General features: G+C 70.4%; 26 protein-coding genes. 14 read left to right on the forward strand and 12 right to left on the reverse strand.

Features of this window, described 5'->3' with window-relative positions:
- Positions 1-59: 59 nt before the first annotated feature.
- Complete coding sequence (locus ACWDUM_RS01085; protein WP_450132558.1) at positions 60-536, forward strand: hypothetical protein; 477 nt, start codon at positions 60-62, stop codon at positions 534-536.
- Here the strand turns inward: ACWDUM_RS01085 and ACWDUM_RS01090 are convergent.
- Together ACWDUM_RS01090 and ACWDUM_RS01095 are read right to left on the reverse strand one after the other, a co-directional pair.
- Positions 533-1,282 carry a maleylpyruvate isomerase N-terminal domain-containing protein gene (locus ACWDUM_RS01090; RefSeq protein ID WP_450116286.1) on the reverse strand — a complete coding sequence of 250 codons (750 nt, stop codon included), beginning with the start codon at positions 1,280-1,282 and terminating at the stop codon, positions 533-535. The two genes, ACWDUM_RS01085 and ACWDUM_RS01090, sit on opposite strands and share 4 nt — an antisense overlap.
- Positions 1,279-1,899: an alpha/beta hydrolase gene (locus ACWDUM_RS01095; protein ID WP_450116285.1), complete on the reverse strand. Its 621-nt coding sequence runs from the start codon at positions 1,897-1,899 to the stop codon at positions 1,279-1,281. The genes ACWDUM_RS01090 and ACWDUM_RS01095 overlap by 4 nt, the downstream gene beginning before the upstream one ends.
- A 101-nt stretch (positions 1,900-2,000) precedes the next feature.
- Here ACWDUM_RS01095 and ACWDUM_RS01100 point away from each other — a divergent pair, with 101 nt between their 5' ends.
- Complete coding sequence (locus ACWDUM_RS01100) at positions 2,001-5,483, forward strand: TM0106 family RecB-like putative nuclease (RefSeq protein ID WP_450132559.1); 3,483 nt, start codon at positions 2,001-2,003, stop codon at positions 5,481-5,483.
- Positions 5,484-5,549: 66 nt separating this feature from the next.
- On the opposite strand, the gene ACWDUM_RS01105 is transcribed toward ACWDUM_RS01100, so the two are convergent.
- Entirely contained in the window at positions 5,550-6,737 is a 1,188-nt protein-coding gene (locus tag ACWDUM_RS01105) for an amino acid deaminase/aldolase (RefSeq protein ID WP_450116289.1), read from the reverse strand.
- A gap of 89 nt (positions 6,738-6,826) precedes the next feature.
- Complete coding sequence (locus ACWDUM_RS01110) at positions 6,827-7,468, reverse strand: TetR/AcrR family transcriptional regulator (protein WP_450116283.1); 642 nt, start codon at positions 7,466-7,468, stop codon at positions 6,827-6,829.
- A 76-nt stretch (positions 7,469-7,544) separates the two neighbouring features.
- Between ACWDUM_RS01110 and ACWDUM_RS01115 the strand changes: the two genes are divergently transcribed.
- Together ACWDUM_RS01115 and ACWDUM_RS01120 are read left to right on the forward strand one after the other, a co-directional pair.
- Entirely contained in the window at positions 7,545-8,858 is a 1,314-nt protein-coding gene (locus tag ACWDUM_RS01115; RefSeq protein ID WP_450132560.1) for a D-arabinono-1,4-lactone oxidase, read from the forward strand.
- Positions 8,859-8,885: 27 nt separating this feature from the next.
- Positions 8,886-10,205: an amidase family protein gene (locus ACWDUM_RS01120; RefSeq protein ID WP_450132561.1), complete on the forward strand. Its 1,320-nt coding sequence runs from the start codon at positions 8,886-8,888 to the stop codon at positions 10,203-10,205.
- Here ACWDUM_RS01120 and ACWDUM_RS01125 read toward each other — a convergent pair.
- From ACWDUM_RS01125 to ACWDUM_RS01150, 6 genes are read right to left on the reverse strand one after another with little or no spacing between them, the layout of a single operon-like run.
- Positions 10,195-11,160 (reverse strand): adenosine deaminase, encoded by a 966-nt coding sequence (locus tag ACWDUM_RS01125; protein WP_450132562.1) that lies wholly within the window; start codon positions 11,158-11,160, stop codon positions 10,195-10,197. The two genes, ACWDUM_RS01120 and ACWDUM_RS01125, sit on opposite strands and share 11 nt — an antisense overlap.
- A 59-nt stretch (positions 11,161-11,219) precedes the next feature.
- A complete protein-coding gene (locus tag ACWDUM_RS01130) occupies positions 11,220-12,587 on the reverse strand; it encodes a DUF1254 domain-containing protein (protein ID WP_450132563.1) in 1,368 nt (455 codons plus the stop codon).
- A 3-nt stretch (positions 12,588-12,590) separates the two neighbouring features.
- Positions 12,591-13,352, reverse strand: coding sequence for a crotonase/enoyl-CoA hydratase family protein (locus ACWDUM_RS01135; protein WP_450132564.1), 762 nt, complete (start codon positions 13,350-13,352; stop codon positions 12,591-12,593).
- 55 nt (positions 13,353-13,407) lie between these two features.
- A complete protein-coding gene (locus ACWDUM_RS01140; RefSeq protein WP_450132565.1) occupies positions 13,408-14,205 on the reverse strand; it encodes an enoyl-CoA hydratase/isomerase family protein in 798 nt (265 codons plus the stop codon).
- A 4-nt stretch (positions 14,206-14,209) separates the two neighbouring features.
- On the reverse strand, positions 14,210-15,763 hold the full coding sequence (locus ACWDUM_RS01145; protein ID WP_450116276.1) for an MFS transporter: 1,554 nt from the start codon (positions 15,761-15,763) through the stop codon (positions 14,210-14,212).
- Positions 15,703-16,302, reverse strand: a complete 600-nt coding sequence (locus ACWDUM_RS01150) for a PadR family transcriptional regulator (protein ID WP_450133300.1) — start codon at positions 16,300-16,302, stop codon at positions 15,703-15,705. The genes ACWDUM_RS01145 and ACWDUM_RS01150 overlap by 61 nt, the downstream gene beginning before the upstream one ends.
- Positions 16,303-16,407: 105 nt before the next feature.
- Between ACWDUM_RS01150 and ACWDUM_RS01155 the strand changes: the two genes are divergently transcribed.
- From ACWDUM_RS01155 to ACWDUM_RS01185, 7 genes are all read left to right on the forward strand, one after another.
- Positions 16,408-17,097 carry a GNAT family N-acetyltransferase gene (locus tag ACWDUM_RS01155; protein ID WP_450132566.1) on the forward strand — a complete coding sequence of 230 codons (690 nt, stop codon included), beginning with the start codon at positions 16,408-16,410 and terminating at the stop codon, positions 17,095-17,097.
- 37 nt (positions 17,098-17,134) lie between these two features.
- The gene (locus ACWDUM_RS01160; RefSeq protein ID WP_450132567.1) at positions 17,135-18,160 is read left to right on the forward strand and encodes a glutathione S-transferase family protein; all 1,026 of its coding nucleotides are present in this window, start codon (positions 17,135-17,137) and stop codon (positions 18,158-18,160) included.
- A 154-nt stretch (positions 18,161-18,314) separates the two neighbouring features.
- Positions 18,315-19,220: a phosphate/phosphite/phosphonate ABC transporter substrate-binding protein gene (phnD, locus tag ACWDUM_RS01165; RefSeq protein WP_450132568.1), complete on the forward strand. Its 906-nt coding sequence runs from the start codon at positions 18,315-18,317 to the stop codon at positions 19,218-19,220.
- Positions 19,217-20,032: a phosphonate ABC transporter ATP-binding protein gene (locus ACWDUM_RS01170; RefSeq protein WP_450132569.1), complete on the forward strand. Its 816-nt coding sequence runs from the start codon at positions 19,217-19,219 to the stop codon at positions 20,030-20,032. The genes phnD and ACWDUM_RS01170 overlap by 4 nt, the downstream gene beginning before the upstream one ends.
- Positions 20,013-20,870, forward strand: a complete 858-nt coding sequence (gene phnE / locus ACWDUM_RS01175; protein ID WP_450132570.1) for a phosphonate ABC transporter, permease protein PhnE — start codon at positions 20,013-20,015, stop codon at positions 20,868-20,870. The genes ACWDUM_RS01170 and phnE overlap by 20 nt, the downstream gene beginning before the upstream one ends.
- Positions 20,867-21,631, forward strand: a complete 765-nt coding sequence (locus tag ACWDUM_RS01180; RefSeq protein WP_450132571.1) for a tyrosine-protein phosphatase — start codon at positions 20,867-20,869, stop codon at positions 21,629-21,631. The genes phnE and ACWDUM_RS01180 overlap by 4 nt, the downstream gene beginning before the upstream one ends.
- Positions 21,628-22,281: a TetR/AcrR family transcriptional regulator gene (locus ACWDUM_RS01185; protein ID WP_450132572.1), complete on the forward strand. Its 654-nt coding sequence runs from the start codon at positions 21,628-21,630 to the stop codon at positions 22,279-22,281. The genes ACWDUM_RS01180 and ACWDUM_RS01185 overlap by 4 nt, the downstream gene beginning before the upstream one ends.
- Before the next feature lie 6 nt (positions 22,282-22,287).
- Here the strand turns inward: ACWDUM_RS01185 and ACWDUM_RS01190 are convergent, their stop codons facing one another.
- The gene (locus ACWDUM_RS01190; protein WP_450132573.1) at positions 22,288-22,695 is read right to left on the reverse strand and encodes a VOC family protein; all 408 of its coding nucleotides are present in this window, start codon (positions 22,693-22,695) and stop codon (positions 22,288-22,290) included.
- Positions 22,692-23,537, reverse strand: a complete 846-nt coding sequence (locus ACWDUM_RS01195; protein ID WP_450132574.1) for a helix-turn-helix domain-containing protein — start codon at positions 23,535-23,537, stop codon at positions 22,692-22,694. Before ACWDUM_RS01195 ends, ACWDUM_RS01190 begins: the two co-directional genes overlap by 4 nt.
- A 157-nt stretch (positions 23,538-23,694) precedes the next feature.
- On the opposite strand from ACWDUM_RS01195, the gene ACWDUM_RS01200 reads away from it, so the two are divergent.
- The 3 genes from ACWDUM_RS01200 (at position 23,695) to ACWDUM_RS01210 (ending at position 25,536) form a co-directional block, all read left to right on the forward strand.
- The gene (locus ACWDUM_RS01200) at positions 23,695-24,384 is read left to right on the forward strand and encodes a hypothetical protein (RefSeq protein ID WP_450132575.1); all 690 of its coding nucleotides are present in this window, start codon (positions 23,695-23,697) and stop codon (positions 24,382-24,384) included.
- A gap of 7 nt (positions 24,385-24,391) precedes the next feature.
- The gene (locus ACWDUM_RS01205) at positions 24,392-24,808 is read left to right on the forward strand and encodes a DUF6153 family protein (protein ID WP_450132576.1); all 417 of its coding nucleotides are present in this window, start codon (positions 24,392-24,394) and stop codon (positions 24,806-24,808) included.
- A gap of 65 nt (positions 24,809-24,873) precedes the next feature.
- Entirely contained in the window at positions 24,874-25,536 is a 663-nt protein-coding gene (locus ACWDUM_RS01210) for a DUF305 domain-containing protein (protein ID WP_450132577.1), read from the forward strand.
- Positions 25,537-25,543 lie beyond the last annotated feature (7 nt).

Genomic DNA, 25,543 nt, shown 5'->3' on the forward strand with positions numbered 1-25,543 from the left:
GCGCGCCGCGGTGGCCCACCACGAGTGGGCCACCGCGGCCGTCGGCCACAATGGCAGCCATGCCGACGAGTGAGCACCCCGACCCGCAGGACGGCCGACCATCCGGATTCGGGGACGCCTTTCCCAAGCTGCTGCTGGTGAACCCGAAGGTGGCCTCGAAGCCGCGCCTGCTGCGCGCGCTGCACCTGGCCGGGATCGCCGCCCGGCCCACCCACCGCCCCGGCGAAGACCCGAGGCTGTTCGGCGCCCGCGTCGTCGACGACCCCGGCCCCGGATGGGACGAACTGCGGCCCTGGGTCCGCGCGGTCGTCGCGTTCGGCGCGGACGCCTGGACCTCGACGCTGGGGGTGCTGTCGCTCGACGGGCCCGAGTTCGGTCACGGCGTCTCCGTGTCAGGCGACGGCGACAAACCCGTCACGGTGCTCGGATGCCTCGCCCTCGACGACCCCGCTCTCACCGACGCGACGCTCGCCGAGAGCCTGGCCACGGCGCAGGGACTCGCCGGTCTGGCCTGGGGATGCGGGGGGAAGATCTAGATCCGCGCCGCGTCCACCATCCGGTGCGCGACGTCGACGTCGCCGAACATCTCCAGCGCGGCGAGCGGCCGGCGACGCCACACGGTCAGCAGCAGTTCCTCCGCGGTGCCGCGGACCGCGACGTCGCCCTTCGCATGTCCGGCCTCGACCCGCACCCCGTCGGGGGTGAACGTCAGCAGCCACTCGGCGTCCGGGGTGTCCGTGCCGTGCAGGTGAACCGTCTTGCCCTGCAACGCCTCCGGCATCTCGGAAAGGGCACGCGGAAGCATCAGCCGCGCCCATTCGTCGACACCGTCCGCGGCACCGTGCGCGGCGACGGCCTCGGGAGCCCGGCCACCGGCGGCGTGCACCGCGTCGGCGGCGTCCACCCTGTGCACCGCGACCTCGTGCGCCTGTCGCCGCGCCCAGAACCGGACGGTGCCGGGGCCGGTGAACGTCGGTGCGGGGCGGTCGAAGTCGTGCGCGGACAGCTCCGCGAGCAGCGCGTCGAGGGATTCGCGGTAGGCGGGCAGACAGTCGGCGCCGTGCGGCAGCGACTCGGGTTCGGCGCCGGATTCGAATGTGGCGTCCGGGCCGGCGGCCAGGGTCGCGGTCACCCATCGATGGACCCGGCCGGTGTGCCGGATCACCCGCTCCAGTGTCCACCCCGGAACCGTCGGGACCGGGGCACCCAGCGCGTCGGTCGGCATCGAGGCCAGCCGCAGCCCCTCGATCCGCAGCAAGTCGAGGTGTTCGTCGGGAGTCATGACCGCACGCTATCCCGGATGAACACCGCGACGTCGGAGGTCACGCGGCGGTGCACCGGTTCGTGCAGCAGGTCGTGACCGGCATCCTCGTACTCGCGCAGGTCCGCGCCGGGCACACCCGCCGTCCAGGTCCGGGCGCCGTCGATCGGGGCGAGCCTGTCGTCGACGCCGTGCACCACCAGGATCGGCACCCGCACCGCCGCGGCCGCGCCGGGGTCGGCGGCGGCGGATCGCGGCAGCCCGCACAGCACCACCGCCGCGAACCGGGTCGGCGCTTGCGCGAGGGCCGCGATGGTGGCGCCGGCGCCCAACGAGTGCCCCATCACCGCCAGCGGCAGGCCCGGCCGCTCGCCGGCGGCGAGGTCGGCCAGGACCAGCAGGTTCGCACCGAGATCCGCTACCGGACCGGGCTGCCCGAACTCGCCCTCGCTGAGGCCGTGGCCGACGTGATCGAGCGCCCACATCTCGATTCCCTCCGCACCGAGCGCCCGGGCGAAGCGATGGTAGTGGCCGCTGTGCTGTCCCATCCCGTGCGCGAACACCAGTCCGGCGACCGGGTCGGCGCACGGCCAGTGGCGGTAGTGGATCTGCCCGGAAACTCCAGCGAAGAACGGCACGGATCGATTATCCCGGCCGCATACGTTCCGACGAGAGCGGCCCGGGCCCCTCCCGGTGCGTGCCCGGCGCCGTGTCGGCGGTCTCTGCCATAGTCGGACCCGTGTTCCTCCTCGACGACGTGATCGTGCACAGCGCCAGCGACCTGTCGCAGGCCGCGGACTGCGAGTACACGCTGCTGCGGCGGCTCGACCGCAAGCTCGGACGTACCGAGGCGGTTACACCCGAGACGCCCGACCCGATGCTGACCCGCACGTCCGCTCTCGGCGACGCCCACGAGCAGCGGCGGCTCGGCGGATTCCGCGAGCAGTTCGGCGACGGCGTCGTCACCATCGACCGCACCCGCATCGACTTCGAGGAGTTGACGCGCGCGAGCAAGGCGACGGTCGCCGCAGCCCGGGCCGGTGCCGACGTGATCTACCAGGGCACCTTCTTCGACGGACAGTTCCTCGGATTCTGCGACTTCCTGGTCCGTGGGGACGAGGGCTACCGGGTCGTGGACACCAAGCTCTCCCGTCACACCCGGGTGCCCGCGCTGCTGCAACTGGCGGCGTACGCCGACGCACTGGCCGCCGCCGGCGTCCCGACCGCGCCGACGGCGAGCCTGATCCTCGGCGACGACAGCACCATGACGTATCCGCTCGGCGACATCATGCCGGTGTTCCGGCGGCGTCGCGACGCGCTGGTGCAACTGCTCGACGATCACCTGCGCAGTGGTGCGCCGGCATCCTGGGCGGAGGTTCGCAGCTGTGGACGCTGCGAGGACTGCACTCCCGAGGTCGAGCGCAGCCGCGACCTGATACTCGTCGCCGGCATGCGGTCCACACAGCGGGACAAGCTGATTCGCGGCGGGATCACCACCGTCGAGTCTCTCGCCACGGCCGATCGGCCCGTCGACGGCATGAGCGCACGCACCTTCGAGTCGCTGCGCGGCCAGGCCGCCGCGCAGGTCCGCCAGGAACACAGCGGCACACCGGTGTTCGAGGTGATCGACGGCGGCACGGCCCTCGCCGGGATCCCCACCCCGGATCCGGGGGACATCTTCTTCGACTTCGAGGGCGATCCGCTGTGGGCGGAGGGCGGGTCGTCGGACTGGGGCCTGGAGTACCTGTTCGGTGTGATGGAGTCCGACGGCACCTTCCGGCCGTTCTGGGCGCACGACCGCACCGAGGAGCGCCAGGCACTGCTCGACTTTCTCGACTACGTGACGGAGCGCCGGAAACGCTTCCCGCACATGCACGTCTACCACTACGCGGCCTACGAGAAGACCGCGTTGCTGCGGCTCGCCGGGCGCTACGGTGTCGGCGAGGAGAGCGTGGACGCGCTGCTGCGCGAGAACGTCCTGGTGGACCTGTACCCGATCGTGCGGGGCGCGGTCCGGGTCGGCGCGCCGTCGTATTCGATCAAGAAGCTCGAGCCGCTGTACATGGACGAGCAGTCCCGCGAGGGCGACGTCACCAACGCCGCGGCGTCGGTCGTCGCCTACGCGGACTATTGCGCCCTGCTCGACGGCGGCCGCGACGCCGAGGCGGCGGAACTGCTGCGGGGCATCGCCGACTACAACGAGTACGACTGTCTGTCCACGCTGCGGCTGCGGGACTGGCTGCTCGGACTGGCGGCCGATCGCGATGTGCATCCGCACCCCGTGCAGCAGACGGTGGCCACGGAGATCGAGCAACCGAACCCGACCGAACTCGCACTGCGCGACTACGTCGGTGACGTGCTGGCAGGCAGGCGCTCCGCCGACCAGCAGGCGGCTGCGCTGATGGCGGCCGCGGTCGGCTACCACCGGCGGGAGCGGAAACCCTTCTGGTGGGCGCACTTCGCCCGGTTGACCGCACCGACCGACGAGTGGGCCGACAACGCGGACGTGTTCGTCGCCGAGTCGGCGACCGTCACCGAGGACTGGCACAAGAGCAGCCCCCGGCAGCGCAAGCTGCGCCGGCGGGTGCGGCTCGTCGGCGCCTGGGGATCCGGATCCACCACCCGGGTCGGCGGCAAGCCGTTCGCGCTGTACGACGCGGCGACCGGGATCGGCTCCTCCGACGCGGCGGCGCGCGGCACCGTCGACGTGACGGTGGTCGAGATCGACGCGGAGACCGGGCTCGACGGCAAGCGCCGCGATGTGGTGGTCGTCGAGGAACTGCAGGGCAGCGAGCCCCACGACAGCGTGCCGATGGCGCTCGCGCCGGGGCGTCCGGTCCCGACGCAGCGCATCGAGGCCGCGATCGCCGAGCAGGCCGCATCGACCGCCGCGGCTCTGCCCACGCTGCCGGGGACCGCGGCGGTGGACATCCTTCGCCGGATCCCCCCGCGCACCCGCTCGGGCGCCCCGCTACCGGTCGCCGACCCGGATCACCGGGCACCGGCGATCGTGGCCGCGCTCCTCGACCTCGACGACTCCTACCTGGCGGTACAGGGGCCGCCGGGCACCGGCAAGACACACACCGGGGCCGGCGTGGTCGCGGAGCTGGTGACCCGGCACGGCTGGCGGATCGGTGTCGTCGCGCAGTCGCATTCGGTGGTCGAGAACATGCTCGACGCGGTGGTGCGCTCCGGCGTTCCGGGCGAGCGGGTGGCGAAGAAGCCGGGCTCGGGTCTGACCGCGGATCCGCAGTGGTCCAAGCTCGACCCGTCCGGCTTTCCCGCCTTCCTCGCCGAGCACGAGGGTTACGGCTGCGTGATCGGTGGCACCGCATGGGATTTCGCGCATGCCGACCGGGTGCCACCGGGCAGCCTGGACCTGCTGGTCGTCGACGAGGCCGGGCAGTTCTCACTGGCGAACACCGTCGCGGTCGGGATCTCGGCGCGCAACCTGCTGCTGCTCGGCGATCCGCAGCAACTGCCTCAGGTCAGCCAGGGCATCCATCCCGAGCCGGTGGACACCTCGGCCCTCGGCTGGCTGGCCGACGGGGCGGGTGCACTGCCGCCGGAACTCGGCTACTTCCTCGACGTCACCTGGCGGATGCATCCGAAGGTGTGCGCGTCGGTGTCGGACCTGTCCTACGACGGACGGCTGCATGCAAAGGAGTCGGTGACCACCGGCCGGAACCTGGCGGGTGTCGCACCGGGCGTCGGCGCGCTGCTCGTGAACCACGTCGGACGGTCGACGTCGTCCGAGGAGGAGGCCGCGGCCATCACCGCCGCGGCCGTCGCGCTGATCGGCACGCCGTGGACCCCGGCAACAGGAGAGGTGCCGCGCCCGCTCGACCAGTCCGACATTCTCGTCGTCGCGCCCTACAACGCGCAGGTGTCGCTGATCCGCACCCACCTCGCCGAGGCCGGTCTGGACGAGGTCCTGGTCGGGACGGTCGACAAGTTCCAGGGCCGGGAGGCCGCGGTGGTGTTCGTGTCGATGACCGCCTCGTCGGCGGCGGACGTGCCCCGCGGCATGGGATTCCTGCTGTCCCGGAACCGGTTGAACGTGGCCATCTCCCGCGGCAAGTGGCACGCGGTGATCGTCCGCTCCCCCGCGCTGACGGACTACCTGCCGACGACCCCCGCCGGACTGACCGAGCTGGGCGCGTTCCTGCGCAGCCACCCGAACATCGACCGTGACGACGAGGCAGGACGATCGCATGCGTGACGAACCGCGCGCGCGTGGGTCGCGGGCTGAGTTCCGCACCCGTCGAGCGTCGACACCCGAACGGGCTCAGCCGAAGCACTGTCCTTCGCCGCGGTAGGTGGGCACGGTGGCGACGGTACCGTCGGCGTCGACGAGGTGCACGTCGGTGAAGCGCTCGCACAGCTCGCCGGCCTTCGCGTGCCGGAACCAGACCCGGTCGCCGATCCGCAGCGCACTGGCCGCGAGCCCGGTCACCGGGGTCTGCACCTCTCCGGCGCCCTCGTTGCGCAGCAGCTTCAACCCGGCCGGCCACACCGGCGTCGGCACACGCGACGCGCCTGCCGGGCCGGAGGCGATGTAGCCGCCGGAGAAGAGTGTCGCGATCTTCGGGGTGGGTCTGCGGACCGCCGCCAGCGCGAAGAACATCGCCGGACGCGGCGTGAACGCGCGGTACCTGTCGAACAGGGTCGGCACGAACAGTCCCGACCCGGCGGTGACCTCGGTGACCGCGGGGTCGGCGGAGCTGATCTCGAGCGAACCGGTGCCGCCACTGTTGACGATCTCGAGCCGGCCCACGACCGCGGTGATCGCGTCCACGACCGCACCGCGGCGTGTCGCCAGTTCCGCGGCGGACGCCTTCTTCACCAGCCGCACGGCGGCGCTGGCGTCCGGCAGGCCTGCGATCTGTGCCTCGTAGAACATCACGCCCACCACCGCGAAACCGCGGTCGGCGGCGGCACGGGACAGGCGCGCGGCCTCGTCGGGGGTCCGCAGCGGCGAACGCCGCACCCCGAGGTGGACGGGCCCGATCCGCAGCGAGGCGTCCACATCCAGGCACAGCCGGGCCCGCGTGGCGCCTGCGGCCGCGATCACGTCGAGATGGTCGACGCTGTCGACCATCAACGTGATCGAGTCGCGGAGAAGTGGGTCGGAGCCGAGTTCGGCCAGCGCGGCGCGGTCCACGGTCGGGTACCCCATCAGCACGTCGCGGGCCCCGGCCCGGACCAGCCAGATCGCCTCCCGCAGCGAGTAGGACATGATGCCGCGAAATCCGCCGCTCTCCGTCAGGCCCGCGCCCAGCGCCCGCTCCAGCACGGCGCGGGCACGCACGGACTTGCTCGCGACCCGGATGGGGGTTCCGGATGCGCGGCGCACCAGGTCAGCGGCGTTGGCGTCGAGTGCGGTGACATCCACCGCGGCGAACGGCGGATCGAACGGGCGGGTCGCCGCGTCGAGGCGGGCGACGGTCGCGTCAAGCGTTCCGGTGGATGCCATGGCGGGTCGATCGGTGGTCGCGGTCACGGATCCAGTCAACCACCACAGTTGGACAACTGTCCATGTTTCGGCCCGTTCGCCCGCGGCCGTCAGACCTCGACGGCCTTGCGGGTCACCATCTGCACGAGGTCGTCGAGCTCGGCGATCACGGCGTCGCCGTCGCGGTCCACCAGCCACCGCAGCACGATGCCGTCGATGACGGCGAGAGCGAACCTCGCGAGATCCGGAACGGGCTCGGTCCAGCGCGTGCCGGTGTGCGCGGCGGAGGTCTCCAGGAACTCGATCGCCTCGGCGTCCATGGTCGCGTACTGATTGGAGGCGATGGCCCCGGCCAGCTCGGCCCCTGCGGCCTGCTGACGCAGCCCGTAGGCGGTGATCTCATAGGTGAGCAGCTGCCGATCGGGAGTGGCCTCGATGATGGGCCACATCGCGGACAGGCCGCTGTGCAGGAGCTCCTTCAGGCCACGCACCCCGGTCTGGGCATCCTCCGCGCGCGCCTGCCCGAATGCGTACCGCAGGGCCTGGCTCAGCTGCAGAACCAGCGCCTCCCCCATCGCCGCGACGAGCGCCTCCTTGCTCTCGAAGCAGTAGTGGACGACCCCGAGGGACACCCCCGCATCCTCGGCGACGGCGCGGATCGTGACGGAGCTGACGCCGCCTCGTTCCGCGATCCCCATCGCCGATTCCACGAGTTGTGCACGTCGTTCGTCCGCAGGAAGCCGATTCAGCATCTGACGATCCTAAAACGTCCGAAGTACTTCGCGTACGAAGGTTGACCTGGACGGATGTCCAGGTAATAGTGGTGCAATGCACTCACAGACGTGGCACAACTGGGCGCACAGCGCCGGTGCCAACCCCCGGCGGTTCGCCACCCCCCGGTCCGTGGCCGAGCTGAGTTCCGAGATCGCGCGGGCGGCCACCGAAGGACTGCACGTCAAATGCGTCGGCGCCGGACATTCCTTCACCCCGGTCGCGGTGACCGACGGTGTGATGATCAGCCTCGACAATCTGCGCGGCGTCGAGTCCGTGGTGCCGGTCGGGGAGTCCGGCGCCCTGGTGACCGTTCTCGCCGGCACGCGACTTCGTGAACTGAATCCCAGACTGTGGGATCTCGGTCTTGCGATGATCAACCTCGGCGACATCGACGCGCAGTCCGTCGCCGGTGCGATCTCCACCGGCACCCACGGCACCGGCGCCCAATTCGGCGGCATCGCGACCCAGATCCGCGCCATGCAGCTGGTGCTGGCGGACGGCACGATCGTCGACTGCTCCGCCGAGGAGAACGCCGAACTCTTCCACGCCGCACGGCTCGGCCTCGGCGCGGTCGGCGTCATCGCGAAGCTGACGCTGGAGTGCGCCAACGCCTACATGATGCGGGCGGTCGAGGCCCCTGCCCGGTTCAGCGAGACGATGGCGAACCTCGACGAGCACGTCCACGGCACCGACCACTTCGAGTTCTACTGGTTCCCGCACACCGACCGAGTGCTGACCAAGCACAACACCCGGCTCCCGCTCGACACCCCGGCCCAGCCGGTCAGCGCGATCCGCGGCTACATCGACGACGAACTGCTCTCCAACACCCTGTTCGAAGGGGTGAACAGGGTCGCCGCCCGATTCCCCACGGCCATCCCGACGATCAACAACGTGACCGCCCGGGCCCTGAGCGCCCGCGAGTACGTCGACCGCAGCTACAAGGTGTTCGCCTCGTCGCGTCGCGTGAAGTTCCGGGAGATGGAGTACGCCGTCCCTGCCGAGGCGCTGCCCGAGACGCTGCGGGAGATCGACCGCTGGATCACGGGCTCCGACTTCACCGTCGCCTTCCCGGTCGAGGTGCGGTTCGCCGCCGCCGACGACATCTGGCTCTCCACCGCCACGGGCCGGGACACCGCGTACGTGGCCGTGCACCAGTACCACCGCCGCGACCATCGCGAGTACTTCGACGCGGTCGAGTCGATCGCGAAGGCCGTCGACGGGCGCCCGCACTGGGGCAAGCTGCACTCGCGCACCGCCGAGGACCTGCGTCCCACCTACGCCCACTTCGACGAGTTCCGCTCGGCTCGCGACAAGTACGACCCGGAACGAATCTTCGACAACGCCTACCTGCAGCAGGTCCTCGGTTAGCCCGGTTCGCTGGGTTAGCGTCGGGGCATGGCCCTCAGTCGTCGCTCGCTGTTGACCGCCGGGACATTCGCCGGTGCCGCACTGCTCGCCGGTTGCGGCGGCGGCACCACCGAACCGGAGGTTCCGCCACTGCCCGGCGGCGGGACGACCGCAGGCACCACACCGGCGGACCGCGCCGTCTGGCGGGTGTCCGGCGAACCGCTGGTCACCCCCACCGGACAGGGTGGGCTCGACGGCCGGGCGGTGGCGGTCTCGGACCTGTTCGCGATCGCCGGTCAGCAGATCGGCGCCGGAAACCCGCGGTGGCTCGCACAGGCGGCGCCGCAGTCGTCGACGGCCGCGGCGGTGACGTCGCTGCTCGGCGCGGGCGCGTCCCTCGCGGGGCTGACCCAGACCGACGACCTCGGCTACGGGCACTCCGGGATCAACGATCACTACGGGACACCTCCGAATCCGGCTGCCGACCAGCAGCTTCCGGGCGGATCGAGTTCGGGGGCCGCGACCGCGGTCTCCGCGGGTGACGCCGCGGTTGGGCTCGGTTCCGACACCGGTGGATCGGTCCGCATTCCGGCGGCCTGGCAGGGATTGTTCGCGTTCACGCCGACCCGTGGCGTCGTCCCGACCGGCGGGATGCTGCCACTGAGCCCGACACTCGACACCGTCGGATGGCTGGCCGGCGACGTCGCAACCCTCGCCGCGGCGGTCACGGCGTCCGTTCCTGCCGGGGCCGACCGGCCACTCGAGCGTGCGGTCACCTCGCCCGGCGTCAACGCGATCGCCTCCGCGGACGTGCTCGCGGCGATGACCACCGCGCTCGCCGGCTGGAAGGGCGGCGGCCTGCCGGCCCTGACCGAACAGGATCTCGACATCGGCGCACTGCCGGACTGGTACGACGCGGTCACCACCGTGATCGGCTACGAGGCGTGGAAGCAGTTCGGGGCCTTCGTCACCGAGGCGCCGTCCGCACTGAGCGGTGAGCCGCGGGACAACTTCACCGCCGCCGGGACGATCACCGAGTCGGCATACACCCGCGCCCGCGCGACCCTCGACGAGGCCGCGGTCGCGGTCACCGCCTACCTCGCCGACCGCGTCCTGGTGCTGCCGACCACCGCCACGACCGCGCCGGAGCGGACCGGCGGCACCGCGTCGGACGCCTACCGGAACGCGATGCGCTCGACCGGGATGCTCACCGCGATCGCGACCGTGGCGGGCCTGCCGACCGCCACCCTGCCCGTGAAGTCCACGGCGCCCGCACCCGTCGGCCTGTGCCTGGTCGCACCCACCGGACGCGACCGGGACCTGCTGGACGTGGCCCGCCGGCTGCAGGGGTCCGGGCTCATCCGTTGAGCAACTCCGCCTTCCGCTCGGCGGTCGCGAAGGACGCCTCGATCGAGTTGCGCGCCAACTGCTCCCGCTCCTCGTCCGTCAGGCCCACCTCGGCGTGCAACCGGGTGAGATTGTCGTCCACGTAGCCGCCGAAGTAGGCGGGGTCGTCGGAGTTGACGGTGACGTGCAGGCCGCGCGCGAGCATGGCGCGGATCGGGTGGTCGGCGAGCCGGTCGATCACTCGCAGCCGCACATTCGACAGCGGGCACAGGGTCAGCGGAACCCGTTCGCGGACAAGACGGTCCACGAGATCCCGATCCTCCAGGCAGCGGATGCCGTGGTCGATGCGTTCGACGCCGAGCAGGTCGAGCGCCTGCCGGATGTAGTCGGGCGGCCCCTCCTCCCCCGCGTGCGCGACGACGTGCAACCCGGCCGCGCGGGCCCGTGCGAACACGTCGGTGAACAGGGAGGGCGGATACCCGACCTCCGCGGAATCCAGCCCGACACCGAGCAGCGGCGCGCCACTGGCGAGCAGGTCGGTGAGCAGGGCGTCGGCCTCCGGAACGGGCCGGTCTCTGAGGATTCCCGCGATGAGCCCACTGCTGACCCCGAACTCGGCTTCGCTGCCGGCCATCGCCTCCCCCAGCCCGTCGAGCACGTCGCGCAGCGGGACGCCGCGGCCGGTGTGCGCCTGTGGGTTGAAGAAGATCTCCGCGTGCCGCACCCCCGCGGCGGCGGCCCGCGCAAAGTAGGCGCGGGCCAGGTCGGCGAAGTCCTGCGCCGTCCTCAGTACCGCCATGTTCGCGAAGTAGAGGTCGAGGAACGACTGTAGGTCGGCGAACTCGTACCGGGACCGCAGGTCGTCGAGATCGGCGTAGGGCAACTCGACCCGATTGCGCTGCGCCAGTTCGAAGATCAGTTCGGGTTCGAGCGAACCCTCGATGTGCATGTGCAGTTCGGCCAGCGGGGTGGTCATCGCGGTGCCTCCGTCGTGTCGGGATGCTCGGGCCGTGCCAGGGTCTCGGGTTACTCGGGTTACTCGGGTTGCGCAGGGGGCGGAGTCCACGACGGCTCCGCGGGGAGGTAGGTGCGCAGCATCAGCACGAACTCGCCGTCGGGTGCCGGCAGCCAGTTCGCGGTCCCGGACGGCGGCGGCGACGCCGACACCCACACGTCGAGGGACCCGTCGGCGCCGCGGACCAGACCGGGTGTGCGGTCACCGATCGCGTACCGGCCCATGTCGTTCGGCACCAGGAACATGTCCGGCCCGTACAGGGTGATCGACCAGAACCCGCGCGGGTCCACCGGAGGCAGGTCGGCGGCGGCGAAGTGCAGCCGGTGACCGGTGTGCCCGCGGAGCGGCTGTCCGTCGGCGCTCGTCCGCGTGACGTGGTAGATCGACTCCTCCGGCACGTTGGCGCCGAGGCCGATCCTGGCGACGACCGCCCGGTGCAGGTAGTCGGTGCCGTAACGGCCCGCGTCGGCGAGGGTGCTCCACGCACCCGCACTCGTGTCGGCGCCGACGGCGACGGCCGCGTCGATGCGTTGCCCGCCGAGCACGACGCCGGTCGCGAGCGCGGCGACGTCCTCCGGGTCACCGGCGCTCGGGGTGGATCCGGGTTCCACACCGAGCGTCGAGATACCCTCCAGTAGTGGGGCGTCCGCGGCGGGCGGCGGATTCGCAGCGAGGATCGCGGCGAGTTCGTCGAAGAAGGCGGCTCCCGAGCCTGCCATCGCTTGCGGCGCCGGGTTGTTGCCGCAGTCCGTCGGAGGTAGCGAAGGTGGGGCGGTGGCGGGTGCGGGTCCGGCCACCCGCATCGCGTACCGCTTCTGTGAGTCCTGAGCCGCGGGCAGGTCCGATTCCGACTCGACCAGCGTGCGTCCGATCATCCAGGCGTCCCAGGTGGGCGACTCGATCACGCGCGCCGAATCGGGGGCGGTACCGGACCAGCCCGGCGGGACGATCAGGTGGGCACCGGGCGCCGAACCTATCTCACGCGTCCCGACATTGGCGAAGACGTTGCTGTAGATGTCGAGGAACTGGAACCCGAAGTACCGTTCGCCCATCTCCGGGTGGCTCAGCAGCACCGGTCCGGCGCGCAGATCCAGCCAGGCGATCGAGTAGAGGGTGTCGACGTTCGGGGCGACGACGGTCCGGGAGTCGGGGCCGGACATCCGGGACTGGTTGTGGAGCTGGTTGACCGGCAGCAGACAGGTCATGTTCGCCCGCGTGCGGGCCAGCGCGACCGGCGCGTACCCGTAGACGAAACCGTCGGCGGCGGTCTCGGCACGCTCGTGGGCCTCCTGGTCGACCGGGTCCGCGGCCCCGCACCCGACGAGCAAGGCGCCGAGCAACCCCACGGACAGCGTCGCCGCCACCCGACCGGCCGCCCGGCGCTGCACGCCCTACCGTCCCTTCCAGACCGGGGCGCGCTTCTCCGCGAACGCCTTCGAGCCCTCGATCGCGTCCTCGGAGACGAACACGGGTGCGATCAGCTCGAGCTGCCTGGCGAACGCCTCCGAGTCCGACCAGTCCCCGGACCTCACGACGACCTCCTTGGTCACCGCGACCGCCAGCGGTCCGTTGGCGGTGATCCGCTCGGCCAGCTCGAGAGCACCCTCGAGGGCCTTGCCGGGCTCGACGAGCCGGTTCACGAAGCCGTAGTTGTTGGCCTCCTCCGCGGTGAACGAGTCGCCGGTCAGTGCCAGCTCCAGCGCCTTCTGGTACGGAATCCGTTTCTGCAACCGCAGCAGCCCGCCACCGGCGGCGACCAGGCCGCGCTTGACCTCCGGGATACCGAACTTCGCGTCACGGGACGCCACGACCAGGTCGGTGGCGAGCACCAGTTCGGTGCCGCCCGCGAGCGCGAAGCCCTCCACGGCGGCGATGATCGGCTTCCGCGGCGGCGCCTCGGTGAAGCCGAGCCCCTTGCCCGGAACGATGACGTTCTCGCCGGCGACGAAGGCCTTGAGATCCATGCCCGCGCAGAAGTTGCCGCCGGCACCGGTGACGACCGCGAGCGAGAGATCGTCGTCGGCGTCGAGCTCTTCGACCGCCGCGGCGAGCGCGTTGCTCACCGCGGCGTTGATCGCGTTGCGCGCCTCCGGGCGATTGATCGTGACGACCATGATTCGGCCGTTGCGTTCGATCAGGACTTCGTTCGACATGGCACCCACTCTAAGCGCCGCACAGTGGCGTGGGTCACGTCGGAGCATCCGCTCGTCAGCGGCCGACGTAATGCGCCTTCCCCGGTCCCACGTCCAGGAAGCTGCGCACCGCGGTCTGCAGGTCGGCCGTGCCGAACAGTGCGCCCGACACCTCCGGCGTGATCGAATCTGCGTGCGCGACACCACCGGAACGCCATGCCTCGATGATCTTCTTCGTCGCCGCATGCGCCCGGGTGGGACCGTCCGCCAGTCGCGCGGCCAGTGCCCGCGCCGCCGCCTCGACGTCGTCGTGCACCGCGTTGACCACACCCCAGGAGAGCATGGTCTCGGCGTCGTACAGGTCGCCCGTCATGACGAACTCCCTGGCCCGGCCCGATCCCGCGCGCTCGGCGAGCCGCTGCGGACCGCCCATCGACGGGGTCAGCCCGACCACCGTCTCGACGAGCCCGAACTTCGCCTTCGGCGCGGCGACGATGATGTCGCAGGCCAGGGCGATCTCGAACGCCGCGGTCAGCGTCAGCCCGTGGGCGGCGTACACGACGGGACAGGGCAGCGCCTCGATCTGGTGGATCACTTCGGCGAACAGCGTCCGCCACAGGACGGCGCCCTCGTCCTCGGTGAGCCCGTCGAACACGTGCACGTCCACACCGCCGGAGTTCACCTTGCCCTCCGCCCGCAGCAGCACCGCCCGCGGCGGGGTGGCGGCGAGCGCGTCCAGGTCCGCGGTGAGCGAGTCGAACATGGCCCGGTCGAACAGGTTCAGACCACCGTCGTCGAAGGTGAGGACTGCGACCTCCGCGCCGCCCTCGGTGTGGATGCGCTCGAGCCGGGTGGGCTTGTCGGGATCAGTCATGCGGTCAGCCTGCCATAGGCTCGCGACTCTCCGCGGCAGCCACGACGTCCGGCTGTCCACCTCCTCGCATCGGCCGTGAGAAGCACAGCGACGCAACGAAACCGACCAGCAGGACCGCGGCAGGCAGCAGCACGGACTGACTCATCGCCGAGCTGAATCCGTCCCTGATGAACTCCGGCATCGCGGTGGCCATGCCCTCGTGCGCGGTCCCCCCGGAGGGCACGCCGTTGGCGGCGAGACGGGAGGTGATCAGGGCTCCGATGCCCGCACTGCCGAGCACCGCGCCGACCTGCCGTGTGGTGTTGTAGACCCCGGACCCCGCCCCGGCCTGATGCTGCGGCAGGTTGCGGGTGGCGGTCGCGGCGAGCGGCGACCAGATGAACGCGTTGGCGACACCCATGAGCGCGATCGGCAGCAGCAGTTCCCAGATCGCGGTGTCGGGCTTCATCACCACGGACAGCCAGGTCAGCGAGATCGCGAGCATCAGGAAGCCGGGCGCGGCGATGTACCGCGGGTGCACACGGTCGACCAGCTTGCCGACACCCGGCGCGAGTGCGCCGGCGAGCACCGCCATCGGCACCATCAGCAGCGCCGAACCCGTCGGCGAGAGTCCGCGTACGCCCTGTGCGTAGAACATCAGCGGCAGCACCATTGCGGTGATCGCGAAACCCATCGAGGTGATCGCGATGTTGGCGAGCGAGTAGTTGCGGTCCCGGAACAGTTCGAGGGGAAGCAGGGGCTCGCCCTTGGTGCGGGACTGGTTCCAGACGAACACCCCGAGCAACACGATTCCGGCCGCGATCATCAGCCAGATCCGCGCGGACCAGTTGTAGGTGTTGCCCTCCTGCAGACCGAACACCAGGAAGAACATGCCCGCGGCACTGAGGATCACGCCGGGGATGTCGAACTTGTGCTGGTGCGTCTCGAGATCCGGGACGTACCGCATCGCGGCGAGGAAGGCGACGACGCCGACCGGCACGTTGACGAAGAAGATCCACTGCCAGCCGAGGCCGTCGACCAGCACACCGCCGGCCAGCGGACCGACCAGCGTGGCGACACCGGCGGTGGCCCCCCACAGACCCATCGCGGTACCGCGCTTGTCCGGCGGGAAGGTCCGGGTGATGACGGCCATCGTCTGCGGCGTCATCAGGGCCGCACCGAAGCCCTGGAAGACGCGCGCCACGATCAGCATCTCGATGCTGCCGGCCAGACCGCACCACAGCGATGCGGCGGTGAAAAGGGTGAGTCCGAGCAGGTACAGCCGCTTGGGCCCGAAACGATCCCCGAGGCGACCGGTGATCAGCAACGGCACCGCGTAGGCGAGCAGGTACGCGCTGGTCACCCAGACGACGCTGTTGATGTCGGCACCGAGGTGGTCCATGATCGCCGGATTGGCGACCGCGACGATCGTGGAGTCGACAAGGATCATGAAGAAGCCCAGACACAGCGCCCACAGCGCCGGCCACGGCCTGGCCTCGGCCTGCTGGTTGGTTGCGGTCACGTTCTTTCCCCTGCCTGTTGCGCGAGTTGTGTCTTGATGATGTCGGGTGTGACCCATGGAAGGTCGCCGGTCTCGAGTTCGTCGACCGTGCGGCGCAGCCAGTCGATCTCGGCCCGGGTCACGGTGTGCAAGTAGTCGAGCTCGATCCAGAACGCCCGCGGCTTTGCCCGCCCGACGAGGACGGCGCGGTCGGCGTCGAGCCGATCGAGTTCCTGTTCGAGCAACCGGATGCGGCCGGTCAGCAGCCGGGCCACGGTGTCCGCGTCGAGGTTGTGCGCCTCGGCGAGCGCGAGCGGGAACCGCGGGTACTCGCGCACCGACTTCTCGAGCATCTCGGCGACCTGATCCTTCATCGCCGCCCGACCCGCATCGGTGATCGCGTAGGTGGTGCGTTCGGGCCGATTGCCGTCACGTTCGGTGCCGACCGCGGCCACCAGGCGGTCGCGGTCCAGCCGCGCCACCGCGTGATAGAGCGAGCCCGGCCGCAGTTTCACGATGCGGTCGCCGCGTCGTTGCAGCAGCACCTGATACATCTCGTAGGGATGCATGTCCCGCTCGTTGAGCAGGGCCAGCACGGTGATCGCAAGCGGCGTCACGCTCAACTGCCGTCGCCTCCTCCACCCGAATAGTCCACACGGAATATACGGCGTGGACCATTGTGCGACAAGACCCGCACCCCCGGCGCCCGATAGCGTCGTGGGGTGGACTCGCACCAACTCGACATCGTCTCCCTCGCCTGGTCGCGGGAACTCGGCCTGCCGCACGACGCCCTCCGCCACGCCGGCACCCGCACAGTAGGCCCGGCCACCGACACTGTCCGGTTCGTCCGGCTCGGCACCGCCAGCGCGCTTGTCGGCCCGGACTGGCTGCTCGACCGTGCCGCCGACATCGACGACGAGGCCCTCTCGACCCGATCGACGCTGATGGAGTTGACCAAGGAGCGCGGCGGCCGCTGCGTGGGGCCCCGGCTGCTCGCGTACGCCTCCGAGGTGAGCGACGAGATCGAAATCGAGAATCCGCTCATCTCGCACGTACTGCCCCATGTACTGAGGTTGCAGTCGCTGTGCCCACCCGACGACGTCGAGGAGGCAGACCTGACAAGCCGCCGCAACTGGTTCACGCTCCTCGACGAGGACGAGACCCCGCTCTCCGGAGCGGGATACGCGGAATGGCAGGGCATCGTCGCCCGGGTCGGGGTGTTGACGGTTCCCGGCGCCAGACTCCGCGGACACGGTGCGACGGTCGGCCGCCTGTGCACCAACGACGCGATGGACGAGGGCATGATCCCGCAGTGGAGCAGCCATCCCGGGAACATCGCGTCCCGCAGGCTCGCCGCGCGGCTCGGCTACGAGGAACTCGGCAGCGTCACCGAGGTCGCGCTGCGCGCATGAACCCGCCACCGGGGCACTCCGCGTTACCGTTGGCTCCGTGACCGAAGAGAACAGCTCGAGCGGCCGCTACGTCGAGGCGGGCCGCGAATTCGTCCGCGACACCAGGTACATCGAGACCCGAATCACCGCAGACGGTCGTGACGGCTACCCGGTCGAGCCGGACCGCTACCGGCTGGTCGTGGCGCGGGCGTGCCCGTGGGCGAACCGGGCGATCATCGTCCGCCGCCTGCTCGGCCTCGAGGGCGTGCTGTCGATGGGCATGTGCGGACCCACCCACGACGAGCGCAGCTGGACCTTCGACCTCGACCCCGGCGGCGTCGACCCGGTGCTGAAGATCCCCCGCCTGCAGGACGCCTACCTCGCCCGCGACCCGCAGTACCCGCGCGGCATCACCGTCCCCGCGATCGTGGACGTCCCGACCGGACAGGTCGTCACGAACAACTACCCGCAGATCACCCTCGACCTGTCCACCGAATGGACGGCGTACCACCGCGACGGTGCCCCCGACCTGTACCCGGAGCCACTCCGCGACGAGATCGACGAGATCGCGGACCTGGTGTTCCGGGACGTCAACAACGGCGTGTACCGGTGCGGCTTCGCCGGATCACAGGAGGCGTACGACCGCGCCTACGACCGGCTGTTCGCGCGCCTGGACTGGTTGAGCGAACGCCTCGCCACCCGCCGGTTCCTGGTCGGCGACACCATCACCGAGGCGGACGTGCGACTGTTCACCACACTGGCCCGTTTCGACGCCGTGTACCACGGGCACTTCAAGTGCAACCGCAACAAGCTCGACGAGATGGACGTGCTGTGGGCATATGCACGAGACCTGTTCCAGACACCCGGATTCGGCGACACCGTCGACTTCACCCAGATCAAGCAGCACTACTACATCGTGCACACCGACATAAATCCGACGCAGATCGTCCCGAAGGGCCCGGACCTGTCGGGTTGGCTCACCCCGCACGGCCGGGAGGCATTGGGCGGCAGGCCGTTCGGCGACGGCACTCCACCGCCGCCACCGAAGCCGGCCGAGGTGGTTCCCGAGGGCCACTCGGCCTGATCCCCGGCCTGCGCTCGCGCTCCCACGCGACGCACCGAGTGTTCACCCGGTGTCCCATTTCCGGTACGGCGGTCTCGTAATTCCGTGTCATCTCGACGGGTTTGCATACGGGCGTTCTCGAAAACACCCCGCGTGACCGCGTGAAAGGGACACCATGCGTCGCCACACCCCGACCATCCTGGGCATCCTGGGCGCCGGCGCCCTCGTTGTCGCACTGACCGGCTGTTCGTCGGACTCTGCGGACACCGAGGCGTCCGACGGCACCATCACCATCGCCACCACCCCGCTCGTCGACGATCCGACCCAGGCGAACCCCGTCGAGGCCCTCGCCGACCTGCTCGAGACGGAGACCGGTCGTCCGGTCGACATCCTCGACGTGCCCGACTATCTGAGCGTCGTCGAGGCGATCCGCTCCGACCACGTCGACTTCGGCATCATGAGCGGATTCCCCTCCGCGCTCGCCGTGAACACGGGCGAAGTCGACGCGCTGATGGCGTGGAAGGGCAGCGACGACCCCGTGTCGACGTGCGTCGTGCTCGAAGGCTCCCCCGTCCGGTCCCTCACCGACCTGAGGGGCAAGACCGTCGCCTTCGCCGACCAGGCCTCGAGCTCCGGCTACTTCATGCCGGTATACATGCTGCACGCGGCCGGCCTCGAGCAGGGCAGCGACTACAAGGCGATCTTCGCCGGTGGCCACGAGGGCAGCTTCGCCGCGCTCCGTCAGGGACAGGTCGACGCGGCGTGCACGGCGATCATGCTGACCGAACTCGGCGCGCCGATGTTCCCGTTCGCCGACGGCGAGTGGCGCGGGGTCGGCGAGAGCCCGTCGATGCCGATCATGGGGGCGGTCCTCGCCCGGCAATCCCTCGACGACGCGACACGGACCCTGCTGCAGGAGGCGCTGCCGAAGGTGTTCTCCGAGCAGAACAAAGCGGCCCTCGGTGCCCTGGGCAAGGGCTTCATCGGGCTCGAGACCGTGCAGGATCCGAACGTCGCCGACTTCCAGTCCTTCGTCGACATCGCTGCGGTGGCAGGCGTCGAACTGTCGGACCTGCAGTGACCACCCCCGCGACCATCCCGGCGATCCGGCCCGCGCCGAACCTCGGCTCGCCGGTCGTCACGGTGCGCGGCCTGCGCGTCGCCTACGGCGACCAGGTCGTGCTCGACGGCGTCGACCTCGACCTGCGTCCCGGTGAGACCGTCGCACTGCTGGGCGCGTCCGGCTCGGGCAAGTCGACACTGATGAAGAGCCTCAGCGGATTCGCGCCCGCCGCGGCGGGCCGGGTGCACGTCGCCGGCCACGATGTCACCGACCTGCGGCGCCGGGAACCACGGCGTCTGCGCGCGGACGTCGGCCAGGTCTTCCAGCAGTTCAACCTGATCCCCCGGCTCAGCGTGCTCACCAATGTCCTCACCGGGGCGCTGCACAACGCCGGCCCGATCAACCTCGTCGGCGGATTCGGCAGCGAGCACCGCACACTCGCGATGCACTACCTCGACCGGGTCGGCATCGCCCACAAGGCAAAGGACCCGGCCCGGTCGCTCAGCGGCGGCCAGCAGCAGCGGGTCGCGATCGCCCGCGCCCTCATGCAACAGCCGCGCGTCATCCTCGCGGACGAACCCGTCGCCTCGCTCGACCCGAGACTGGCGGACTCGGTGCTCGAACTGCTGCGCGGCATCGCCGCCGAGTACCGCATCCCGGTCCTCGTGAGCCTGCACGTACTGCCCCTCGCGCTCGCCCACAGCGACCGGATCATCGGTCTCCGGCAGGGCCGGCTGATCGTCTCGGCGCCCACATCCGAACTCGACGCCGAGCAACTGCTCCCGCTCTACCGACACGAGGAGCACAGTGGTGACGACGATTTCGCCTGAACCGACCCGCACCGACCGGACCGGGTCGTCCACCACACCGGCACTGGATCCGGCCGAACGCCGGCGACTCGAGCAGGCGTTCTCGATTCCGCGGACGCGGTTCCTCGTCGGCATCCCGCTCGCCCTGCTCGTGCTGTTCTGGTCGTTCCAGGGCGCCGAGTTCGACTTCGCCGGCCTCGCCGACGGCACCGTCAACATGGGCGAATTCCTCTCGCGGCTCTTCCCGCCCGACTTCTCGAAGTTCGGCACCATCGTGGAGCTGCTGATCGAGACGCTCCAGATGGCGATCGTCGGCACCGTGCTCGGCGGTGTGCTGTCGCTGCTCGTCGCGTTCGCGGCCTCGTCCAACATCGCGCCGACGTGGCTGTACTACCCGGCGCGCTGGGTCATGAACGTCATCCGCTCGGTCCCGGATCTGGTCTTCGCGCTCATGTTCGTCTCGGCCGTGGGACTGGGACCTTTCGCGGGCATCCTCGCCATGACGGTCGGCTCGATCGGTTCGATCGGAAAGATCTACGCCGAAGCCATGGAATCCGTCGACCGCGGACCCGTCGTCGCCATGCAGGCCGTCGGCGCGTCCAGGCGTCAGGTCATCGCCTACGGCATCCTGCCCCAGGCCGCGCCGATGCTCGTCTCCTACACACTGCTGCTGTTCGAGGGCAACGTGCGGGGCGCGACGATCCTCGGTCTGGTCGGAGCGGGCGGCATCGGACTCGAACTCACCACCGCGATGAAGATGTACGACTACGGACATCTCAGCGCCATCATCATCTGCATCATCGTGCTCGTCACGGTGATCGATCAGGGCAGCGCCCTCATCCGAAGGAGAATCACGTGACAACCGCACTCGACATCACCCCCACCGCACCGGTGAATCTCCGTGACCTGGGCGGAATCCCGATCGCAGGCGGTGTCCTGCGCACGGGTCTCGCGATCCGCGCCGACGATCTGTCGACCATCACCGAGGACGACGCGCGAGGACTGCTGGAACGTGGCCTGGTGAGCGTGATCGACCTGCGTTCGGGCGACGAGGTCGCGCTCACCGGCCGCGGGCCGCTGTCCGGACATCCGGTGTCGTACCACCACCTGCCGCTGATGCGCGACATCCGAACGGCGGGAACCGCGGACGAACCGTTCCCGACCTCGCGGGCACAGTTCGGCGAGATGTATGCGACCATGCTGGAAACGGCTGCGCCGCAACTGGTGAGCGCCCTCGGGATCATCGCGGTGGCCCCCGGCACCACGGCATTCCACTGCGCGGCGGGGGCCGACCGCACCGGAGTCCTCGCTGCCGCACTGCTTCTCGCACTCGGCGCCGAGGACGACGCCATCGTCTCCGACTACCGCCGCACCGGAGTCAACATGACGGCGATCAACACCCGCCTTGCCCCCGTCATGGGTGTGTTGCTGGCGCGAATGGGTTTCGACACCGCCCCGGCGGTACCCGCCGAGGACTCGATCGAGTTGTGGGACACCGCAATGCACACCATGCTCGCCCGGCTGCGTGATCGGCACGGCGACGCACTCGCTCCCCTGCGTACGGCCGGACTGAGCGACGAGACCGTCCATCGTCTGCGTCGGCGCGCGCTCGACGCATGACGGTCACCGAACCGCGGGCGGCCGGCGTGCAGGCACCGGCCGCTCGCGGACCGCACACATCGGCCGCTCGCGGACCGGGGCGGCCGCGCAAGGGCGACATCGACGGTCGTATCCTCGGCGCCACACTGGCACTCATCGACGAGAACGAGACACCGACCGTGGCGCGCGTCGCCGAACGCAGCGGGGTGAGCCGCGCCGCGCTGTACCGGCGATGGCCGTCGATCACCGCGCTCGTCGCCGCCGCGATCGACACCGGACGCGAACAGCCCGAACCGATCGCGACCGACGGCGACCTCCGAGAGGCCGTTCTCGGCTCCTTCGACAGCGCGCACACGGACGGATATCCGGAGGAACGGTTCCGGCGCCGGATCCGGCTGTCGATGGAGAACCCGGAGTTGCAGAAGGCCTACTGGCACAGCCACGTGTCGCGCCGCCGCGTGCCGCTCGAGGATGCCCTGCGCGCCGGGATCGACCGCGGGATCCTTCGCGAGGACCTGGATGCCGAGGCCTGCTTCGACCTGCTCGCCGGGGTGTTCTACTACCAGTTCGTCGTTCGCGGGGACGCACTCGACGACGGGGCGACCCGGGCGCGGTGCCGCGCCGCGCTCGAGGTCGCGTGGCGCGGCATGCTCACCGATCCGGTCGGGTGATCGCGGCTACTCCCCGGCGTACGTCCCGAAGCTCCAGAACACTCCTTCGGGGTCGCGGCAGGTGAATCCCCTGGAGCCGTAGTCCTCGTCGGTCAGGCCCTTGACGACGATGGCGCCGGCGGCGACGGCGCGGTCGTGCAGTGCGTCGGGTTGGTCGGTGACGAGGTAGACGGAGCCGACTCCCGTGGGCAGGTCGGCGAGCACCGAGTCGTCACGGCTGCTGCCGAGCATGATCCCACCACCGGCAGGCCAATCCAGTTGCGCGTGGTCGACGCGGTCTCCCTCGCCGTAGACGGCCCTCTCGACGAAACCGAAGGCGTCGACCAGGAAGGAGATCGCGGCACGCGCGTTCGCGTAGGTGAGGGTCGGCCAGACGTGCGTTGTGGTCATCGTGGTGTCCGCTTCTGTGGTCATGCCCTCGACGGTGCCTCGCCGGCGGGGCATTCGTCTTGGACGAGTGGGAACAGTTCCTCGGCCCGCCAGCGGGACGGCGGCACTCCGGCGAGGGAGCGCCACTCACGGGCCAGATGGGCCTGGTCGTAGAAGCCGCACCGGGCCGCGACGTCGGCCAGCGAGAGGCCGGGGAACCGACGCTGGAGGCGCTTCGATCGGTCGAAGCGTGCCACCCGCATCGCGTCCTTCGGCCCGATCCCGAACTCGGCGGTGAACCGGGTGACCAGATGCCTTCTGCTCCAGCCGATGTCACGGGCGACGTCGGCCACCCGGCGGGCAGTCGTCCCGGTGAGCAGGTGCCATGCGCGGGCGAGGTTGTCGTCGACGCCGGAGTCACCACATCGGCGCAGCAACACGTCGTCGAGGATCGCGAACCGTGCGGGCCACTCCGACTCGGCTGCGATCCGGTCGGCGAGTTCGGTTGCGTCCGAACCGAGCACGTCGTCGAGGTCGACGATCCACGCGCCGAGCGCGGCGGCGGGCACACCGAGAAGTGCGCGCGACCCGGCCGGGGTCAGCGCCAGTTGGACACCGTGCTGATTCCCGTCGTGTTCGATGGCAACGGCGGTCGTGGCCAGCCCGCTCGCCAGCGCATCCCACGCGCCCGCCGGCTGCGCCGGATGCGAGGTGGCGGCGATCGTCACCGGGGCGTCCAGGGACAGGACCACCGTCAGCTCCGGCGCCGGGGTTCCCAGATGGACGCCGGCCTCGAATCCGGACAGCCGGTAGCCCTCGTACGGCCCGAGGTACGGCCGCAGCGGCGCGGCGGGCGCTGCCCGCATCCCCTGGGAGACACCGGTCACCCCTCCGAGGCTATCGCCTGTGAGTCCTTTCGGCCCCGATGCGACCGAGAGGACTCACAGGCGGCGCAGCCGCCCGGTCCGGAACAATCCCGACGAGCCGGACGTTGGCACTGTGTTCGGCCGCCGAGCGCGCGGGTCCGAGCAGGAGGATGGACCGATGAACGTCACCGGACGGGTGGAGCAGGCGATTGCGTCGCTGCTCGACAACGGCGCGCGACTGCAGGGACCGGCCGTCGAGGCACACGTGTCCCGGCTGCGCCGTGCGCACCCCGGGGAGACCCCGCAGCAGATCGTCGACCGGCTCGAGCGAACGTTCCTCGCCGTGGTGACCGGCAGCGGCGGCGCGGTCGGCGCGGCGGCCGCGGTGCCCGGTATCGGGACCGCAGGCTCGATCGCGGCGGTCGGTGCGGAGACGGCGTTCTTCCTCGAGGCGAGCGCCCTGTTCACCCTCGCGGTCGCCTCCGTGCACGGCATCCCGGTCACCGACCACGAACGCCGCAAGGCGCTCGTCCTGTCCGTCGCACTGGGCAGCGCGGGGATGGAGATCGTCGAGAAGGCGGTCGGCGCGACCACCAAGAACTGGGGCTCGCTGCTGTCCGGCAAGCTGCCCGCGCAGACGATGACCGGCATGAACCAGACGCTGCTGCGCACGTTCGTCACCAAGTACGCGGCCAAGCGCAGCGCCCTGATCCTCGGCAAGCTGGTGCCTGCCGGAATCGGCGCGGCCATCGGCAGCGCCGGTAACCGCGCGATCGGCAAGGGAGTCGTCACCAACGCCCGCGACGCGTTCGGACCGGCGCCGGCCCAGTGGGCCATCACCGTGGAGCATTACCCCCAGGAGGTATAGTCGGGGCATGTCCCGGACGATCACGACGCGCACCGGACCGCTCCGCGCGGTCCTGCTGCTCTCCGTGATCCTGGGCGTCCTGGCGATGCACCACGTGGCGACGGCAGCCGCCACGGCGGCACCACGCGCCGTCGAACACGTCGCGGTCGCCTCCGATCAGGTCCCCGCCGGCCCCACCGCGGACATGCCCGACCACGGCGACTCCGGGGGCCATTCCGGCAAACAGCACATGCTCGCCGCCTGCCTGGCGGTCCTGACCGCCGGCGTCGCCCTGCTGCTCGTGCTGATGTTGTTCGGCGTGGTCACCGATTCCGGTGCCCGCCGGGACCGACGACGTGCCGTCCCGGTCCGGTTCGGTCGCGGCCCACCGTTCGCCCGACCGACCTCCGAGCGACTCGCTGCCCTCTGCCTCCTCCGGGTGTGACAGGGCCACTGCGCCGTGCGCGCAGTCGGCCATGTCAGCACCTCAGGAAAGAGCAAGGCAGAGAAATGAACACACGTACCACCGCCGTCGGCTTCGTCGCCGCCCTGGCCACCGCCGCCGTCCTCGTCGCGGGCTGTACCAACGACAACGACACCGACGGCCACTCGATGGGCTCGATGGGCTCGATGATGTCTTCGGCGCCGATGGCCGGCGAGAGCTCGTCCGACCACAACACGGCCGACGTGATGTGGACGCAGATGATGATTCCGCACCACCAGCAGGCAGTGGAGATGGCGGCTCTCGCCGAGGGCCGCACCGAGAACGCACAACTACTGGCGTTGGCCGCGCAGATCGAGGCCGCGCAGGCTCCCGAGATCGAGCAGATGACCGACTGGCTCACCGGGTGGGGCGTGCCGACCATGATGGGCACGGACACGGACGACTCGATGCCCGGCACCACGGGCGGGATGATGTCCGACGGGATGATGCACGGCGGCATGGGCGGGATGATGACCGCCGAACAGATGAGCCGGCTGGAGAACTCCACCGGAGCCGAGTTCGACCGGGCGTGGCTGGAGATGATGATCGCCCATCACCAGGGCGCGATCGACTCGTCCGCGCAGATCCGGGCCGACGGGCAGAGCGAACAGGTCCGGGACCTGGCCGGGAAGATCATCGCCGGTCAGCAGACCGAGATCGACCAGATGAAGTCGATGCTCGGCCAGTAGTCGCCGA

It is taken from the genome of Rhodococcus sp. NPDC003322, assembly GCF_053589555.1.